The sequence below is a fragment of the Streptomyces sp. NWU339 genome, assembly GCF_003143855.1.
Lineage (GTDB): Bacteria > Actinomycetota > Actinomycetes > Streptomycetales > Streptomycetaceae > Streptomyces.
The window spans coordinates 18,008-36,562 of the sequence record NZ_QFRK01000005.1 but is presented as its reverse complement, the minus strand read 5'-3'; the positions used below and the strand labels follow the sequence as shown (position 1 = coordinate 36,562).

Here is an 18,555-nt window from a genome sequence, read left to right as displayed (position 1 = left end):
CGATTCCCTGAGAAGATCGAGTCATGGCCCGTCCGTCCCCCTATCCTGCCGAGCTTCGTGAGCGTGCGATGCGCATGGTCACGGAGATCCGCCCCAACTACCCAACTGAGTGGGCCGCGATGAAGGCCGTCGCCGCGAAGCTGGGCAGCGGTTCCGCCGAGACGGTGCGGACCTGGGTCCGCAAGGCCGAGGTCGACGCCGGCCGGCGCCCCGGCCGACACCGAAGACCAGCTGACGCTGTCGTGCGGGACCACGCTGGACTACCGCACCATCGAGCAGGTCCTCCAGTCGCACACCGCCCTGTGGCTCACACCGGTGACCGGGGTGGACCCGGCGACGTGCGTTGGCAGCTGACCCGAAGTGGCGACCCTGCCGCTCGCGTATGGCGAGACGCTCTCCCGGAACCTGTAGCTGCTGCTCGCTGGACCGCATGGCGCTGTTCGTGCAGCGCAGCATTCGCACGACCGAGGTGGGACCACGGGTGCTGCTCGGGTAGTAGCTCGGCTCCGGCCGGGCAGCAGTCGCAATGCAGCCATCCGAAAGTCCCGACCCTCGCCTGAGCGGGCACGCTGAGACGATCCAGCACCGCGGCGGCGGTGCGCACCCTACCCGCTTCGGCGAGGGCGCCTTCGACGGCTGCCTCGAACTCCAGGTCCTCGGCGCCTCTTTCGCGAGCACGGACATCGTCCGGCACACCAAGTGGCTGGGTGAGTGGGTTCGCACGCATTGACGCAGCCGCTCCCCAGCGCGATCTCGGCGGCGTAGCACCGCTCGTCGCTCATCAGCAGGGGCGCACCACATCGGGCCTCGACGGCGTCCCTCGGAACTGTCGGCCTGGCTCCCTCGCAAGAACGCAGAACGCCTGTCCGGCAAACAGGCTGGTGACTCAAGCGACCGAAGCGACTCATCGGCGATGGCACTCCACAATCGCAGGGGGCGCCATGGCCTATAGAGGTGTGGGTCGCTTGAGTCGCTTCGGTCCTTCAGCGGGGCAGCGACTGAAGCTCAGCGACTCGGCGATCCTTCGGTCGCTCACTCGTCCTCATAGAAAACCCCAGCTCAGAGTTGGTCTACCGCACCCCGAGCGACCGAAGCGACCCAAGTTCAAGATATATGAAGACATCCATGCGCGCGTGTGCGTCATATATAGAGGACTTCAGTCGCTTCAGTCGCTGTTTCTTGCCCGTGAAGTCTCTGAACTGGTCTTCTGTCGCAGGCGCTCGGTCAGCGATCGAAGAGGCTACGGTCGCTGACCGACCGTTTCGGTCGCTGAACGGTCTTCTGTGCCCGGCCTCTTACCGACACGACCCATGCTCCACGCCTGTCACTGCTGTATTCGCTAAGGTATGTCCGTCGTTGAGTCGCTTCAGTCGCTACTAGGGGGTGTACATGTCTGCTGAGCTGGAGATTTCCCCCAGCGACTCAAAGCAGCCCGTCCCCAGCGCTTCAGTCGCTCAACGGTCTCTCACCATGGCACGGTGGTGCGCCCGCAGGGGCTGGCCGGTCCACCCCTTGGCGCCAGGCCGCAAGACACCGGCCGCGAACTGCTACGACTGTCGCCGACCCGGGCACGCTCATGCCGGCTGTCCCTGCCTGTCCGCCGGTCGCTGGTGCCACGGATTCCACGCCGCCACCCTCGATCAGCGCCGCATCGACCAGTGGTGGGGGAGCTATCCCGACTTCGGAGTCGGCGTCGCCTGCGGCCCCGCGGGCCTGGTCGTCATCGACATCGACGCCCATGAGGCCCAGCCACCCAGCCGAGACCGGCTCCTGCCGGGAATCCCCATCGGCGACCACGTTGACCTGACCGGCCTGTCCACGGGCTTCCACACCCTCGCGGTACTGGCCGCCCTGCGAGGCGTACTCAGCCCAGCAGAGGACGCCACAACGCTGCGAGTACGTACGCCCTCCGGCGGCCTCCACGTGTGGTACCGAGCCGGAGACACCCGCCGCTGGCAATGCTCCTCCGGATCCAGCCAGAGCCGTGCCCTAGCCTGGCAAGTCGACGTCCGCGCCCACGGCGGCTACATCATCGCCCCCGGCACCACCACCAGCGCTGGTACCTACACACCCCTCGGTGAGGTCCGCCAGCCCGCCGTGCTGCCCGTCTGGCTGGCGCAGGAACTCGAACGCACCGGCCACCTGCCCGCCCCCGGCATGCCCGCCTCCCGACCGGTCCCGTCGCGCGCCCAGCAGGCCGTCCTGGCCGCGGGCGGTGGCCGCGAACACACCAGCCGTACGCTCGCCGCTGTCCTGGCTCCCGTCGCCGACTGTGGCCAGGTAACCGAAGGCGCAGGGTTCTCCGACGCCCTCAACCGTGCCGCCTATACCCTCGGCGGACTCGTCGCCGCCGGACGCCTCACCCAGGACGATGCCGAGCACGCCCTACGCGAGACCGCATTCGCCGCCCGCCCCGGCCAGGAACGTCGAGCCGAACAGATCATCCGCAGCGGCATGGCCGCCGGGCTCAAACGGCCCCTGAACCCAGGGGGCCGCCCATGACCTCCCCGGGCAACGACAACACCCTGTTCGACTTCGACGCCCAGGCCGTCGCCGAACAGATCCGCAGCCAGGCAACGCTTGCCCTGCCCGCCCAAGCCATCGCACCCGCATCCCCTGGCCCACAGGCCACCGCGGACGGACTGCTCCCCGACACCCTCACCGACCGCGGCAACGCCAAGCTGTTCGTCAAGCTGTACGCCCAGGACTTCCGCCACGTCCCCGGCATCGGCTGGTACTGCTGGGACACCACCCGCTGGCAGATCGACGAGGACGACACCGTCCTGTGGGCGGCCGGCGACCTCGCCGAGAACATCGCCACCCAGGACCAGTTCGGCCGTTTCACCATGCAGGCCCTGCAGCGCCACCGCCGCCGCGCCCTGTCCACCGCCGGCATCAACGCCATGCTCACGCAGGCCCGCTCCGCGCCCGGCATGGTCCTCAACGCCACCCGCCTGGACGCCGACCCCTACGCCCTGTGCACCCCGGATGGCATCGTCGACCTGCGCACCGGCCTGGTGAAGACCCCCGACCCCAACAAGGACTTCCACTCCCGCTCCACCACCGTCGGCCCGCAGCCCACGCCCACCCCGCGCTGGAACGTCTTCCTGACCGACACCTTCGGCACCAACCCCGAAGGCGCCGACATGATCGACTACCTGCAACTGCTGCTGGGCTACGCCGTCACCGGTGACGTCGGCGGCCAGGTCCTGCCGTTCCTCTTCGGCGCCGGCAAGAACGGCAAGTCCGTCCTGCTGGACGTCCTGATGAAACTCCTCGGCGACTACGCCGACGCCGCCCCGCCCGGCTTCCTCATGGCCCGCCCCTACGAAGGCCACCCCACCGACCTCGCCGAACTCCACGGTCGGCGCGTCATCGTCTGCAGCGAGGTCAACCCCGGCGACAAGTTCGACGAAGCCCGCGTCAAACTCCTGACCGGCGGCGACCGCATCAAAGCCCGCCGCATGCGACAGGACTTCTTCAGCTTCACCCCCACCCACAAACTGCTCCTGGTGGGCAACCACCGACCCGAAGTCGGCACCGGCGGCTTCGCGTTCTGGCGCCGCATGCGCCTGATCCCGTTCGAGAACACCGTCCCCGACCACCGCAAGATCGACAACCTGGCCGACATCCTCGTCACCGAGGAAGGCCCCGGCATCCTGGCCTGGCTCATCGACGGCGCCCGCCGCTACCTCGCCGGCGCCCGCGACCTGACCGGCCCAGAACGCGTCCGCATCGCCACCACCGCCTACGCCGAAACCGAAGACCACACCGGCCGCTTCTACGAAGAATGCTGCGCCCTCGGCCCCGACCTGCGCGCTGAGCAGGCAGGTCTCTACAGCACCTACAAGACGTGGTGCCAGAATGAGGGAGCACCCGCTCTATCCTCGCGCGCGTTCGCCACCCGCACACGAGAGCTGGTGGGGCTGGCCTCACCAAAGCAAATGATGACGTCCAACCAGCGCAAGTACTACCCGGGCATCGGACTGCTCGCCGACCAGGAGAGGGAAGCAACCGCATGAGCTCCCTGATCACCGAGGACGAGATCAGCCACGAGACCGCACTCGTCTGGCTGGAAGACACCACCGACCTCGACTACGTCCGACAAAGCCTGGACCGGCTGCCCACCCGCAAAAGCAAGCCCGCCTACCACCGCGACGGCCGCATGGTCGGCTACGCCCTCCTCGGCCCCACCGCCAAACCCTCCCGGGCCTCCGGCACCTTCCGCCGCCGCGTCTTCTGGCTGCTGCCCCACGACCGCGACAGCGAACCCGAGGGCCTGTACACCAAGGGCGCTCCCGCCGAAGCTGTCGACCCTCGCACCCTCGAACCCCGTGTGAAGGGCTACAAGACCGAACGCTCCGAAGGCGGCCCGCCCTCCACCGCCATGCAGCAACTGGGCATAACGCTGCCCTTGTGAGAGCAAGCCGCTGGACGCTGCTCTTGCCGAGATCCTCATCCTGTGCGGTTCGGGAACTCATCGCTGCTACCGGGTCTATTCGCAGTGCACCGGGCTTCAGCCCGGTGGTGAAGCGAATCTTTGGCCCGCTCTGACCTCAGATGTGTGCACGGATCCGCACTGTTCGCCTCAGCCGGCGTCAGAGCGGCCGGTTCTGCTGCTCGATGTACTGCTTCACGATGCTGAGCGGCGCGCCGCCGACCGACCCGGCGAAGTACGAGCCGGACCACAGGCGTTGCGCCCGCCAGTAGTGCCGGACGAGGTCGGGGAACTCTCCCCCGGCCTTCGGCCGGGAGGTGCCCCCAGCCGCAGACGGTGCGAGGACACGCTCTTGAGGGAGTTCACCAGCCTGGACACGGCGACCTTCGGCGGGAAGTCCACGAGCAGGTGGACGTGGTTGGCCTCGCCGTTGAACTCCACCAGCTCGGCCTCGAAGTCCTCGCACACGGCCCGCATGATCTCCTCGCAGCGCGTCAGGTGCCGGCCGGTGAAGACGGAGTGCCGGGACTTCGTCACGAAAACCAAGTGGACGTGCATGCGGAAGACGCAGTGACGACCAGTACGAATGTTCTCATCGATACCCATAAACCAATTGCGTAGCATGACCCGCGTGCAGTTTCGGTACAGCTTCCGCCTGTATCCGAGCGCCGGTCAGCGCACGGCACTGGCGAGGGCGTTCGGGTGCGCACGGGTGGTCTACAACGACGCGCTTCGCGCTCGGGAGACCGCCCGCACTGAGGGGCTGCCGTTCCCGAAGACCGCAGACCTGTCCAGGACGCTGATCACCAAGGCGAAGCAGACGCCAGAACGGACGTGGCTTGGCGAGGTGTCGGCGGTTGTGCTCCAGCAGTCTCTCAGGGACCTGGATGCCGCGTACAAGAACTTCTTCGACGGCCTGAAGGGCAAGCGCCCGCGTATGGGTGCGCCCCGGTACAAGTCGCGGAAGGACACCCGGCAAGCCGTCCGCTTCACCGCGAACGCCCGCTGGTCCATCACCCCGGGTGGGAAGCTGCGCCTGCCGAAGATCGGCGACCTCAAGGTGAAGTGGTCCCGCACGCTGCCGTCGACGCCGTCCACGGTGACAGTAATGAAGGACAGCGCGGGCCGGTACTTCGCGTCTTTCGTCGTGGAGACCGGTCCGCAAGAGGTGCTGCCGGAGACGACGCCCGAGCTGGGCATCGACCTCGGCCTCGGGCACTTCGCCGTCCTCTCCGACGGCACGAAGATCGACAGCCCGCGCTTCTTGCGCCGGGCCGAGAAACGGCTGAAGAAGGCGCAGCGCGCCCTCTCCCGCAAGGAGAAGGGCGGCAAGAACCGGGACAAGGCCAGGTTCCGCGTCGCACGGGCACACGCCCGTGTCGCGGACGCACGCCGCGAGTTCCACCACCGGCTCTCCACCCAGCTGATCCGCGAGAACCAAGCGATCGCCGTGGAGGACCTGGCGGTGAAGGGACTCGCCCGCACGCGCCTGGCCAAGTCCGTGCACGACGCCGGATGGTCGGCATTCGTGGCCATGCTGGAGTACAAGGCAGCCCGGTACGGGCGCGTCTTCGTCCGGATCGGCCGCTTCGAGCCCACCTCGCAGGTGTGCTCGCAGTGCGGCGTCCAGGACGGCCCCAAGCCTCTGCACGTCCGCGTGTGGACCTGCGGGGCGTGCGGGGCCGTCCTGGACCGGGACATCAACGCGGCGGTCAACATCGCCAAGGCGGCCGGACTGGCCGTGTCAGCCCGTGGAGCGCAGGTAAGACCGGGACTCGTCCCGGCACCGCGCAGCGAAGCGGGAACCCACCCGACACCGCAGCCTTCCACGGCACGGTAGGCGGGAATCGCCCCCGTTCACGGGGGCGAGGATGTCAATCCCTCTACTCCTTCAAGGTCTACGGCGGCGAACCGGCCCCGGCCTCCACGACCCGCACCAACCTGGCCCTCCACCACCCGGCCTACACGAACCTCTACCAACACGCGGGCAACTCACCGGCGTTCGTGACCGACGGCGGTTGGCCCGCCGACCTGAAGACCGACCAGACCCGCTGGTTCAGCGACTGGAACGCCGACCGCTGGATCTCGGTGGACCTCGGAGCCCGTTCGACCATCGACACGATCGACCTCTACTGGGAGGCCGCGTACGCGGTCGACTACGAACTCCAGGTCTCCGACGACAACCGCACCTGGCGCACGGTCCACCGTCCGTCCGCTTCCGAGGTGGCGGCCCGCCGCGCCGACGTGAAGTCACCGGCGGAGGCGAAGGGCGTGCACGACACGGTGAGACTCGCCCAGCCCGCCACCGGTCGCTACGTCCGCATGCTCGGCAAGGAACGCCGCTCCTTCTACAACCCGGCTCCGGCGACAGCCCAGTTCGGCTACTCCCTCTACGAGTTCCAGGTATGGGGTACCGGCGGCAGCGCGGCGGCGGCCTACCCGGCCCTCCCCGCCGACCAGGCCGGTACGTACCGGACCACATTCTTCGACGACTTCACCACGCCCTCCCTGGACCGCTCCAAGTGGCGCGTGGTCCGCACCGGTACGGAGATGGGCTCCGTCAACGGCGAGGCGCAGGCGTACGTCGATTCCACGGACAACATCCGCACGCAGAACGGCACCCTGGTCCTGGAGGCCAGGCATTGCAAGGGCTGCACCCGGGCAGGCGGCGGGACCTACGACTTCACGTCCGGCCGCATCGACACCAACACCAAGTTCGACTTCACCTACGGCAGGGTGAGCGCCCGCATGAAGCTCCCGGTCGGGGACGGCTTCTGGCCCGCGTTCTGGCTCCTGGGCAGCAACGTCGACGACCCGTCGGTCTCCTGGCCCGCCTCCGGCGAGACCGACATCATGGAGAACATCGGCTACGGCGACTGGACCAGCACGGGACTGCACGGCCCCGGCTACTCGGCCGACGGCAACATCGGCGAACGCCAGCCCTACCCGGGCGGCGGCCGCGCCGACCAGTGGCACACCTACGCGGTCGAGTGGACCCCGACCGGAATGCGCTTCCACGTCGACGACCGCCTGGTCCAGGAGACCACCCGCAACAAGCTGGAGTCGACGCGGGGACAGTGGGTCTTCGACCACAACCAGTACGTGATCCTCAACCTGGCCCTGGGCGGCGCCTACCCGGCCGGCTGGAACAAGGTCACGACCCCCTACTGGGGCCTCCCGCAGTCGAGCGTGGACCGCGTCGCGGCCGGCGGGATCCAGGCCGAGGTGGACTGGGTACGGGTGGAGCAGAAGGGCTAGCCGGTGCTACGACCGCCCGGACGGGACCGGCCCTCTTTGGGCCGGTCCCACGGAGCTTGACACCGCCATCGGATGGGGCTTGCCATCACTCGATCCCGATGCTGCTCGGCGCCCTGCGGGTCCCGTGGCGTCACCCGCCTTCTCGCGGGCACCGCCGGAACGGCTGATGCGCCGGGTGACGTCTGTCGGCTGCGCAGCTGCTCGTAGGCGAGCAGGCGGGCGAGGCGGGCCCCGCGGCGGGTGGACGACAGCTGCTGCGTGAACGTCCGCACGGCGGCGGGGAGCTGGAGCATGGTTGCGCGCATGAGGCCACGATGACGGGCGCGCGGGGGGCGTTCCAGAGGTGCGACCCGTACGTTGCGTCACCGTACGGACGCGTGCCGTGGACGGTGCGCGTGGCCGCGCGTGGCGGGTCGGACGCGGTCGCGGCGAGCGTCGTCCTGCCGGGCAACACGCGGCCCGTGCCGGTCGGTTGCCGGACTCGACGGTGCGGCAGCGCGGGGTGGGCGGTCCCGGTGTCGAAGCAGGTGATCGGAGTGCGATGCGACGCCCCGGGGCTTCTCCCGACGTAGGCGTGATGGGCCTCGTCGCCCGGCTTGAGGAACCTGCCGTCGATCGCCTCCTGTCAGCCGAAGAGGGCAACGAGGCCGTTCACCCAGACCGCGAGGAACGCAAGAACCGCCACCAGGCATCCGGCCCCTGCCAGGAAGCCGGCGAAGGCGCTTCCTCTGCTGCCTTCCTTCTCTCCGGACGGCACCGTGTCCCAGTCGACGGGGCGTCCCAAGGCATCGGAGCAGTCTGCTCGTACTGCTGCAAGTTGCTCTCTGGCGAAGGGTGTTCGGGCAAGTGACTCCGGGCCCTGCCAGGCAAGTGCCCGCATGCGCTGCGGAGCTGTGTGGTATCTCGCCTCGAAGGCGGAGGTCTCAGCTGTGTCCCGGTCCTGTTCGAGGTACATCCACCGGCCCGCTTCTGCAGGCTCTCCGTACAGGCGGTACACCTCGGCCAGGCGCCGGCGAAGCACCAGGTCGTTCGGAAAGGACGACACCAGCCCGCGCAGGCGCTGTCGCGCGACGGGGACCCGGCCGGCGGCCAGGTCTGCATCGACTCGGGCAAGGGTGTCTCTCAAAGGCATGAACGCATGATCGGGTACCGCAGTGACCACCGTCGACCTCATTTCGCCGCTCAGCACTTGCTCGCCCCAATGGCATCGGCTGAACTTCGCTGAGACGGGGACACCGACAAATGCGGGTCAGCCCTCGGGCGAGACTGCGCTCGCAGACCCTCACCCCGAAGGACTCCAGGGCCTGGCGGCATCGGGAAAGAAACCGTCACGACCTGAGGACCCCCGCTGTCCAGTGCTCCGGGCGAGCCGTGCCAGGGCTCATGGTGGAACGATCCGGTGCAGGTATGAGGAGGTGGTGCTGCGCTGCCCCGATGCCCGCTCGATCCGCAGGCCCCCTCAGATGCCCCACGGATCGGGATGAGGCGTGACCGCCGGATCCGGGGACCACAGGAGGCGGCCGGCGACGTCATCGCCGAGGATGTCCTTCAGGAGGTCCAACATCCAGCCGTTCCAGCAGACGGCGACGGGAAACTCCGGCACCCGGAACGCCGGCAGGTCGACCGGATACGCCTCAGGACGGAAGGCCATCTTCTTCATCTCCCCGGTGGCCTTCTTAGGCTGCGACGACCGACGTGTGTCCAGGCAGTCGATCAGGGATTCCACGACGTAGAGGACGTAGTCGTCCGCCACTGTCCCGGCGATCCGGACCGGCACCAGACGTCCTGCCTTCTCCAGCTGGTCACCGAGCCGATCGGCGAGACGACGGCTGAACATCGGTGCCCCCGGATAGTCGGAGGCGAACTCCGCCTCACGTCCTTTGGGATCACCGGTCCACTTCGCACCGAAAGCGGTGGGCCGCTCGGCCCGCTCTCCCTGGAACTGCCAGCGTTTGAGATCGATCAGCGAGTCGTCCAGACGAAGCGTCCGGAGGTTTCCCTCGCCCGGTGTGATGCGGTAAGCAGCCAGTGGAGTGGAAGAAGTCATGGTAACCATCCTTACGCCGTCCAGTATGCGGTGCTCGGCACCTGGTGGGTGACACCGGCCAGCTCGGTCTCGATCTGCCGTCCGATGCTGCGCAGCTCGCGACGGAGCACCGTGCGGATGGCGCGGTCGCCGTAACCGCGGGCCACCCGGTCCGCGACCACGTTGTGCAGGTGAGCGTCGAGACGCCCCAGGAACCGGTCGGTGTGCGTGAAGTTGTGGGGTCTCGGGTGACCGAGCGGAATACCGTTCGCCGCGTCGTTGATGTCGACCTTGTACTGTGCCAGCAGTGCCCGCATGCGAGGGCCGCCCGAGCGCCTGAACCCGGAAGGGACGATGTGCGCCGCCGCCTGGCCCGGATTGACGATACGCCCCTCTTTGCTCATGTTCTCCTTGAGGATCTGGGAACACTGCTTCAGTCCCAGGTAGTCCCTCCACAGGAGTGGATTCGTCACATAAGCCCGAGGGTTGGGGCCGGCCTCCATGCCCAGTGGGTCGAGGCTGACGTACATCGCGGTGGCCGGGTCGTAGTGCCGGAAGTAGTTGTAGTGGAGGCCCGTCTCCGGATCCTCGTACTGGCCCGGGAACCGCAGCGGGACGGCCACTTCGGCACGCGAGTCGCTTCGAGTGAGCCCCCAGAGGGTGGTCTCCGCGCGCCAAGCGATCTCTCCGGTCTCAGCCACGAGTTCGGTGGGGGTACCGACCAGGTCGGTGACGATCGCGAAGAAGCGCTGGTCGACTTCGCCCGGGGGAAGACCGGTACGTGTACGGCGTTCCGTCTGGGCCAGCGGAACCGTGTCGTCCCGCTCCCACGTGAGCGTGACCTCGTCGACCGTCGCGTCCCTCGACGCGTACGTGGTCTGTTCGATCAGGTGGGGCCCGTCCCACACGAAGCGGGTCTCTTCCACCACGGTCTCGCCGTCCGCCGCCATCCGCCGCTTGGCGACGCGACGGCCGAGTGCGTCGTGGAGATAGGCCCAGCGTGTGCCGTCCGGTGTGGTACAAGCGATGAGCCGGTCGTCCGCGTCCCAGGTGTACCGCCAGATGTCCGGCTTGCGCGACAACCGTTTCCTGCGCCGTTGGATCACCCGGCCCGCCGCGTCGTACTCGTAGTGGAGGGACCCGGCGCGGGTGATGCGACCGCTGGAGCTGACCCGGTCGCCCCGGGCATCGGGCACAGAATACGAGTCCGGCCAGGTGGCCCGGGTGAGAGTGCCAGTGGCGTCGTACGCGTAGGCCTCGGACCAGTCCGAGGCACGGACACCGGTGACCCGACCGACCACATCGAGCTCGAAAGAGCGTCGGCCGAGAGCCTGGTCGTCCTGAGCCGTCAGGTTGCCATCAACGGCGAAGGCGTAGGAGCGACGGAGCTGCGGGTGGGTGGCTCCCTGGGTGGACAGGGACTGCTCCATGAGGCGATCGACCGTGTCCCAGCCGAAGGCCAGCTCGATGCCCTCGCCGAACCTGCGGGTGAGTTCACGTCCTGTCGCGTCGTACGAGGAGGTCAGGACACGTCCTGAGGCGGTGAGGACGATGCGGTTTCCGGTGGCGTCATAGGAATACGCCGTCACCGCCCCTGCCGGTGTCACCCGCCGCACGGGACGATCCAGCGCGTCGTACTCCGTGGAGAGTTCCCTTCCGTCCACGGCCTCACCAACGATGTTGCCCGAGACGTCGTAGCGGAGCGCGAGGACGGCGTCGGGGTCCGTCGCCCGAACCAGGCGACCGGCTTCGTCATGTGTGTACACAGTCGTCCGCCCGTCCACGGACTTCTTGATCTGGTTGCCGGCCAGGTCATAGGAGAACTGGATGCTCTGGCCCAGAGCATTGGTGCGTTCCAGGAGCTGGCCCGCCGCGTCGTGCCGATAAGTGACGGTGCGTCCCTCGAAGTCGGACTCCGAGACGAGGTTGCCAGCCGCGTCGAAGGCGTAGTCCCAGGTCAGTCCATGCGGGTTGGTGACCTGGACGAGACGCAGCTCGGTGTCGTAACGGAAGGTGTACCGCGCGCCGTCCGGCCTCGTGCGGGCAGTCAGCAGGTCGAATCCGCCGTACTCGAAGCGTGTGATGCGTTCCGCAGCATCGGTGTGAGTGAGTCGGTTGCCCTCACCGTCGTACGTCCAGGCCTCGGTGGCGCCGTCCGGACCGGTCCTGGAGAGGAGGAACCCCTCGACAGTCCAGGACTGCCGGGTGGTCCCGCCCAGCGGGTCGACGATCTCTGTGGTGCGGCCGAAGGCGTCATACGCCAGGCCGGTCCGCGCGCCGAGCGGATCGGTCACGCGGACCGGCTGCCCTGCGGCGTTGTTCTCGAACCGGGTCACCCCGCCCAGCGCGTCGGTTACCGAGGCGATGGCTCCCGTCCTGTCACGGGTGAACCGGGTGACCCGCCCGCCGGGCTCCGTCAACGCCGTGCAGTTGCCCCGCTCATCCCATTCCTGACGCCGGACGGTGCCGTCGTAGTCTGTCAGCTCCACCGGTAGACCGAGTTCGCTGTACCGGGCGGTCGAGCGAGCTCCGTCCGGCAACCGAACCGCGGTGAGACGTCCGGCCTCGTCCCACTCCATGCGCAGGGTCCGCCCCAAAGCGTCCGTGCGGGACAGAAGCTGATCGCGACGGTTCCACTCGTGGTGGACCGTGTGGCCGAGTTGGTTCGTCTCCGCGACCAGTTGGTAGGCGTCGTTGAACTGGTACCGGACGGTGTTCCCCAACGAGTCGACAGCGAGCGTCAGATGCGACTGATCGTCGTACTCGAAGGCGTAGTCGAGGATGCCCTCGACACCACGTGCGGCGACGCACCGTCCGGCACCGTCGTACGCATAGCGGTACCAGGCCCCGTTGCGGTCCTCCCAGCCGGTGATGCGATGTTCGGCGTCGTACGAAAGCTTCAGGGGCACGTCGGAGGAGTTGTAGATCTCGGTGAGGTTCCCATGGGCGTCGTAACCGTACCGGACCAGGGTCGGCCGCTCAGGGTGGCTGGCCAGGACGAGTTCCGTGATCCTACCCTCCTGGCACCTCACCGCGATGCGATAACCACCGTGGTGAGCTACTTCGACGGGCAGCCCGTTCTCGTACGCGAGTGTGATCGTGTTGCTGTTGCGATCGCTGATCACGGACAGCGGCAATTCCGCCTGCGCACCGGCGGGAAGCGGCCGGAAGATGAGGGTACGACCGGTCTCCGGCTGACGCAGAGTGAAGGCGCCGCCCGGCATGCCGTCCCAGCTCAGCGGCCAGTGGGGTCCCTCAACGGGAAGGACGGTGACCTCCGGATCGGGAACCGGGTAGTGAAGAATCATGCCGTCCGCAGCAATGAACCGCACGCCGCCGGCATCGAGCAGGAGCCGCTGGTCGAGTGTGGTGATCCAGCTAGGTCCGAGAAGTCTGCCGCCCCGCACGCCGGTGCGGTGGCAGCGTTCCAGGAGGAGAGGCAGAACACCGTCGAGGAAGACGTCGACCTCTTCCATGACCATCTGACCGGTGGCCATGTCGACGGGGTCACCGCAGGTGACGAGTTTCTTCATCTGTCGGCCAAGGGCACGGGTGCTCTTGCCGAGCCCCTTGACGCCGAGTGCCATGCCCTTCAGCCCGGTCTTGCCCAACGCCTTGAGGCCCTTGGCGAGACCGCCGAGGGTGGTCAGGCCCTTCATACCGGGGATGCAGTCCAGCGCCGCCAGGCCCACGTCCCACAGGGACGCCTGGCCCTTGGAATATTTGTGGAGCGTGTCCGCGAGCACGACCAGGGCGGCGATCAGGACGATGGCGCCGAGGATGGGGCCGCCGATGATCAGGGCGACGATGCCGACGACCGCGACGACGACCTTGCAGACGGCGACGATGGTGTCCCAGTTGTCGGTGAACCAGTCGCCGATCTCTTCCCACACGGACCGGTTCTGGATGCCGGCGTCGGAGGCTTCGTCGATCTTGTTCTTGGCGTCGCGGGCGGCCTCCTCGCGCATCCTGCGTGCGTCCTCGGCCATTTTCTTTGCCGCGGCCAGCGCGTCCTGGGCGTCCGAGACGTCCGCGCGGGCCGAGGTCCGGGCGGACTTGGCGTTCTGCACGTCCCGGGTCGCGGCCCGTACCTTGGCCTCGTCCGGCTGGTCCGCGTCCGACTTCGAGCCGGTGGGGTCGTCCTGGTACTTGTCGGCCTCCCTGGTGGCCCGGCCCACCCAGGACTCCGCCGAGGACAGCCGGGACTGGGCCGAGGACAGGTCCGCGCGGGCCTCGCGGGCCTTGGCCAGGGCCTTGTCCGCCAGCGCCTGGGCCCGCTCCAGCTTCGGCCAGTAGGCGGCGAGTGCGTCGCCGCACATGCCGTAGGACTTCTCCAGCTTCCGCAGGTTCTTCGGGACGCCGGAGAACTCCTCCTTGAACACGGTGGCCGACTTGCCCGCCCACTCCGCCAGCGTCCCTTCGCCGGCCATGCCCTTGACCAGGCGCAGTGCTTCGGAGACGTCGTCGGCGAAGTCGTGCAGGAACTTGGCGAGGGTGCGCACCCGGTCCGGGTCGCCGGGGGTGGGGTCCTTGTCCAGGTCCAGGACATGCCAGTCACTCGGCCTGTGGCCCACCATGCCGCAACCCCCGTCGCCCACGCATCATCAACAACCGTATGCACGCGTGAACTTACACAGCACAACAGTTCGGGGAAAGTTCGGCTTCCTCGAGCGGCGGTTCGACGGTCACCTTTTCCGACGCGTCGTGGGGCGGCCCTACAGGGCACCCGTACGCGACTTCACGAACACGGCCTGTCCCTTCTCTCTGAGGACGCGACGGTTGGACGCGATTCGTGTGGCACGCGGTTGGGCCGGGAGCACGACCAGCTCCTCTGGCTGATCTCCTACCAGGGCCCCGAGACCTTCGCGGAGCGCAGCGCCCTGTACCGAGCGTCGCCCGAGCGCGAGGCGATGGGGCTCGACCCGGACGACTGCCTCCTGCACACCGACGAGTCGGCGGGCATGATCGGTTGCCGTGCGCCGGACCGTCGCGGTCCCATGACCACCACGCGGTCGCCGCACAGCTTGCGCAGGTCGTCCTCGTCGGAGGTGAAGACGGGGACCGGCCCCGGCAGTCGCAGGGCGGCGGTGACCAGGGCGGCGTCGATGGCGTACTTGCGGCCGTGGAGACCTGTCGGCGGTCAGATCAGCCCCGCGCCCTTGACGGCCCGGTTCCGCCAGAGGCAGTACACGGCGGCCGGGTCGTCCCAGTACCTCCACGGCATGGCGTTCACATAGCCGTCGACCAGCCGGAACTGCTCCAACGCCGCGTGATGGCGGCTCTGTCGGGTCAGGAAGTAGGCCAGCAGGTGCCGTACGGCCGCCCTGTCCGGATGGTTCGGCGGGGCGGCGCCCACGTCCGCCAGGGCCGCGTCGACCAGGGCGACCAGGTAGGGCGCACGAAAGTCGGCCGGCTTCGCGGCGTCGTTCTGGTGCTCGTACCACGTGATCAGCGGCAGCGCGCTGAGCAGGCTGCCGAGCGGCGCCTTGGCCGCGGCCTCGCGTGCGAAGGACACGGCCAGCTCCTCCGAGCCGCGCCACTTCGCGCACCAGTACTGGAGCGCCGCGCAGTGCGCGCCGTAGTGGTGCGGGTCCCGGGCGGTGATCTCCTTCCAGATCCGCCGCATGTCCTCGTGCGAGTAGCCCAGGCCCAGTGCGGCCCAGATCTCCGCGATGTACGGCGAGGGGTCGTCCGGGTTCAGCGCCGCGGCGCGTGCGTTCTCCTGCGGCGCACGGACCAGTGTGCTGTGGAACCCAGCGAACTGGTCCCGGCTGGTGTCCCGCGCCCAGCCGCCGCCCCGCAGATGCCAGGCCAGGGAAACCGTCGCTTTCGCCCGCACCAGCGCCACGTCCGGGTCGTCCGCTCCGGCCGCCGCTTCCCACGCGTGCAGCCAGCTGTCCGGTTGCGCGGCCCGGTGCGAGCCGAGCGCGTCGGCGTAGTACGAGCGGCGCGCCCAGTCGCGCTGCTCCCTGGTCCGGGCCAGCAACTGCGCCGCCGGCTCCCAACGGCCACGGGCGGCCGCGGCCCTCGCCCGCTCCAACTCGGCGTCGTGAGCCGCCTGCTGGGTGTTCTGCCCGGATTGGGGGAGGAAGCCCAGCGCTTCAGCCCTCCGGGAGGAGAGCCTGGAGGGGGAGGGACCTGCCATGAAACGGCGGTAGTAGACAATCCCGGCTGCTGTCGCGAGCCCGAGGGCGACGATGCGAGCGATCTCCACGAGTCACGCACCGTCCTGCAAGATCACAACCACCATGGCGCCTTGTGCGCACACGAACACAGCCATCGGGCAAAGTCCTTCACCAGGAGAGACGCACAACTGGGACGCGTGGGGGAGGAACGGAGTATCACCCGCCGGCGACACGCCTCGCAAACGTGTTCCCGGCGACCGAACTGCGAAGAGAACACGGAGACGGTGGGACAACCCGCAGGCGGCCGACCAGCCAGGTCGCAGGGGTTGCCACACGCGTGATCGAGGGGGAGTTGCCGTCCGGATCGTCGGAGCCTGCCGAAGGAGCCTGTCGGCAGACCGGGTCCGGTGCGCATGACTGTGGCGTCAGTGAGGAACACGAGCCAATGTGGATCGCCTCCTGGGCGGGCGAGGAGTACGCGCGCGCCCAGAAGCCGGAGTTCATGCTCGCGGGCATGGGAACGCACCCGGTCGATCAAGTCAACGGATTCTGCGCCTGAGATACAGCCGCCGTGCCGGGCAGTCCGTCCGGCACGGCGCACAGACGGACGTGACACGGGTGCCCCGCCCCGGGCCGGGACGGCCCCGTGTCCGGCCCGACCACGTCATCGGCCGCAAGGCCGCAGCTCCCAGGCCATCCCGCGCGTGCTGGTCGTGGACCTTGACGTGAGGCGGAACCCGCCGATACTCATGCAGCGTGCAACGACGGGCCGTCAGCGACGAACCACACCGCAGGGAGCCGCAGTGATCGCGACCGTGACCGCCGTCCTGACCCTCCGAGCCCGTGTTTCCCTCATCCTCGCCGTACTGCTGCTCACCCTCGCCCCCACCGCCCCGGCGCTCTCCGCCGTCCCGCCGACGGGATCTCCCGCCACCGGTGTCCAGGCGGCGCCCGACACGTCGCGTTCCGGGTCGCCCCGAGGCGCCGAGGTCGTCGCGGTCACCCGGGTCGCCGACCGGCAGGTCGATCTGTCGGTGCGCTCGCAGGCCCTGGGCGGCCGGACGGTCGAGGTCCGCCTGCTCACCCCCGACGGCTGGAACCCGGACGCGCGACGCCGGCAGCACTGGCCGACCCTCTGGCTGCTGCACGGTTGCTGCGGGGACTACACCTCGTGGACCGCGATGACCGACGTCGCGCAGACCGACAGCCTGCGCGACGTGCTCGTGGTGATGCCGGAGGCGGGCTGGAACGGCTGGTACAGCGACTGGTGGAACCACGGCCGGGGCGGCGACCCGGCCTGGGAGACGTTCCACACCGTGGAGCTGCGGCACCTCCTGGAGCGCGACTGGGGCGCCGGCGCCGACCGCGTCGTGGCCGGCCTGTCCATGGGAGGTCAGGGCGCCCTGCAGTACGCCGCACGGAACCCCGGCATGTTCAAGGCGGCCGCCGCGTACTCCGGTTCCGCCCACCCGCTCCTGAACGACGAGTCGGTCGACCGCATCATGGGCTTCTTCGCCGGCCAGGGCGAGGACCCGCTGCGGGTCTGGGGCGACCCGGTCGCGCAGCGCCGCATCTGGCAGGCCCACGACCCGTTCCACCTGGCCGAGCGGCTCCGGTCGATCCCCGTGTACCTGTCGTGCGGCGACGGCACCACCGGCCCGCTGGACCCGCCGGGCCGCACCAGCGCGCTCGAGGCCGACTTCAACCGGCAGAACCACGCCCTCGCCGCCGAGTTGGAACGCGTCGGCGCGAAGCACCTCACCACCCACTTCTACGGGCCGGGCACCCACGGCTGGGCGTACTGGGAACGCGAACTGCACGCGTCGCTCCCGATACTGCTCGGCGCCCTACGGGTCGACCACGTCGACGGCTGACCAGGCCCGCCCGGGGCCGTCCCACTCGAGCGAAAGAACAGGGTTGATGACGAAGGAAGACGCCGACCGCCAGGGCCGGTGCGTGGTGCTCGAGGAGATCACGGACGAGAACTGGCGCGACGTCGCCGACGTGACCCCCGCCGACGACCAGCGCCGGTTCGTGGCAGCCCTCGGGGCACGCTATCTGCTGCTCTCCCTGCGGGACGGAACCTGGAACTCCCTCGCGGTCCGGGCCGGTGGCGAGGTCGTGGGCCATGTCATGTGGGCGTACGACGAGGAGGACGGCACCCACTGGATCGGCGGCATGGTCGTCGACGCCGCCGAGCAGGGCAAGGGCGTGGGCCGCGCCACGATGCGTGTCCTGGTGCGACGCCTCGCAGCACTGCCGTCCTGCCGCGAGATCCGGCTCTCCTACCACCCGGAGAACACCCCCGCCGCTCGCCTGTACGCGTCGCTGGGCTTCACGCCCACCGGAGAGTTCGAGGACGAGGAGGTCGTGGCCGCGCTGAGCAGCGGATCGGCCGCCGCCTGACCCTCCAGGACGACCGGAAGCCCTTGGCGGGTGCACTGAGCCAGTCGACGGAAGCCGGACAGACCATCGTCCGCCGCCGGGCGACGGCGAGCCGCTCACCGGTGTGGAGGTGGTCCGTGCCGCGCCCGGACCACTCTCGGGCAGCGGCCCGCCGTTGCGCACCCGGCGGGTGGGCCGCCGACCCAGGTGGGTGGTGCTGCCTACCACAGTGCGCCGGGCCGGAGCGCGGTGGTGGGGCCGTTCGGCGGCATTGCCGCGCGCGCACCGACGGACCGCTGTGTCGTGGACCCGGACGCGCACCG

At 68.9% G+C, this 18,555-nt stretch carries 11 protein-coding genes and 3 pseudogenes; 9 read left to right on the top strand and 5 right to left on the bottom strand.

The features are described from left to right. Nucleotides 1–23: 23 nt before the first annotated feature. The 5 genes and pseudogenes from DIZ27_RS08345 to DIZ27_RS08325 form a co-directional block, all read left to right on the top strand. Nucleotides 24–215: pseudogene (locus tag DIZ27_RS08345) on the top strand (IS3 family transposase); the annotation flags it as partial. A gap of 311 nt (nucleotides 216–526) precedes the next feature. Then, complete coding sequence (locus DIZ27_RS08340) at nucleotides 527–730, top strand: hypothetical protein (protein WP_109377678.1); 204 nt, start codon at nucleotides 527–529, stop codon at nucleotides 728–730. Nucleotides 731–1,470: 740 nt separating this feature from the next. Beyond that, nucleotides 1,471–2,502 carry a bifunctional DNA primase/polymerase gene (locus tag DIZ27_RS08335; RefSeq protein WP_109377677.1) on the top strand — a complete coding sequence of 344 codons (1,032 nt, stop codon included), beginning with the start codon at nucleotides 1,471–1,473 and terminating at the stop codon, nucleotides 2,500–2,502. Beyond that, nucleotides 2,499–4,022, top strand: a complete 1,524-nt coding sequence (locus DIZ27_RS08330; RefSeq protein ID WP_109377676.1) for a phage/plasmid primase, P4 family — start codon at nucleotides 2,499–2,501, stop codon at nucleotides 4,020–4,022. The genes DIZ27_RS08335 and DIZ27_RS08330 overlap by 4 nt, the downstream gene beginning before the upstream one ends. Beyond that, entirely contained in the window at nucleotides 4,019–4,420 is a 402-nt protein-coding gene (locus DIZ27_RS08325) for a DUF6009 family protein (RefSeq protein WP_109377675.1), read from the top strand. Before DIZ27_RS08330 ends, DIZ27_RS08325 begins: the two co-directional genes overlap by 4 nt. A gap of 178 nt (nucleotides 4,421–4,598) precedes the next feature. Here the strand turns inward: DIZ27_RS08325 and tnpA are convergent. After that, a pseudogene (gene tnpA, locus DIZ27_RS08320) lies at nucleotides 4,599–5,044 on the bottom strand (IS200/IS605 family transposase). A gap of 25 nt (nucleotides 5,045–5,069) precedes the next feature. Here tnpA and DIZ27_RS08315 point away from each other — a divergent pair. Together DIZ27_RS08315 and DIZ27_RS08310 are read left to right on the top strand one after the other, a co-directional pair. Next, nucleotides 5,070–6,278 carry an RNA-guided endonuclease TnpB family protein gene (locus DIZ27_RS08315; RefSeq protein WP_109377856.1) on the top strand — a complete coding sequence of 403 codons (1,209 nt, stop codon included), beginning with the start codon at nucleotides 5,070–5,072 and terminating at the stop codon, nucleotides 6,276–6,278. Nucleotides 6,279–6,316: 38 nt separating this feature from the next. Further along, nucleotides 6,317–7,696: pseudogene (locus tag DIZ27_RS08310) on the top strand (family 16 glycosylhydrolase); the annotation flags it as partial. A gap of 625 nt (nucleotides 7,697–8,321) precedes the next feature. On the opposite strand, the gene DIZ27_RS08300 reads toward DIZ27_RS08310, so the two are convergent. From DIZ27_RS08300 to DIZ27_RS08280, 4 genes are all read right to left on the bottom strand, one after another. Next, entirely contained in the window at nucleotides 8,322–8,828 is a 507-nt protein-coding gene (locus DIZ27_RS08300; protein WP_109377855.1) for a DUF6584 family protein, read from the bottom strand. Nucleotides 8,829–9,155: 327 nt separating this feature from the next. Continuing rightward, the gene (locus DIZ27_RS08295) at nucleotides 9,156–9,743 is read right to left on the bottom strand and encodes a hypothetical protein (RefSeq protein WP_258308306.1); all 588 of its coding nucleotides are present in this window, start codon (nucleotides 9,741–9,743) and stop codon (nucleotides 9,156–9,158) included. Between the two features lie 11 nt (nucleotides 9,744–9,754). Further along, complete coding sequence (locus DIZ27_RS08290) at nucleotides 9,755–14,299, bottom strand: DUF6531 domain-containing protein (protein WP_109377672.1); 4,545 nt, start codon at nucleotides 14,297–14,299, stop codon at nucleotides 9,755–9,757. Nucleotides 14,300–14,862: 563 nt separating this feature from the next. Next, a complete protein-coding gene (locus DIZ27_RS08280; RefSeq protein WP_109377671.1) occupies nucleotides 14,863–15,936 on the bottom strand; it encodes a hypothetical protein in 1,074 nt (357 codons plus the stop codon). Between the two features lie 660 nt (nucleotides 15,937–16,596). Between DIZ27_RS08280 and DIZ27_RS08270 the strand changes: the two genes are divergently transcribed. Both DIZ27_RS08270 and DIZ27_RS08265 read left to right on the top strand, forming a co-directional pair. Then, nucleotides 16,597–17,721 carry an alpha/beta hydrolase gene (locus DIZ27_RS08270; RefSeq protein ID WP_375231941.1) on the top strand — a complete coding sequence of 375 codons (1,125 nt, stop codon included), beginning with the start codon at nucleotides 16,597–16,599 and terminating at the stop codon, nucleotides 17,719–17,721. A gap of 46 nt (nucleotides 17,722–17,767) precedes the next feature. After that, complete coding sequence (locus tag DIZ27_RS08265) at nucleotides 17,768–18,253, top strand: N-acetyltransferase (protein WP_109377669.1); 486 nt, start codon at nucleotides 17,768–17,770, stop codon at nucleotides 18,251–18,253. The last annotated feature ends 302 nt before the right edge of the window (nucleotides 18,254–18,555 follow it).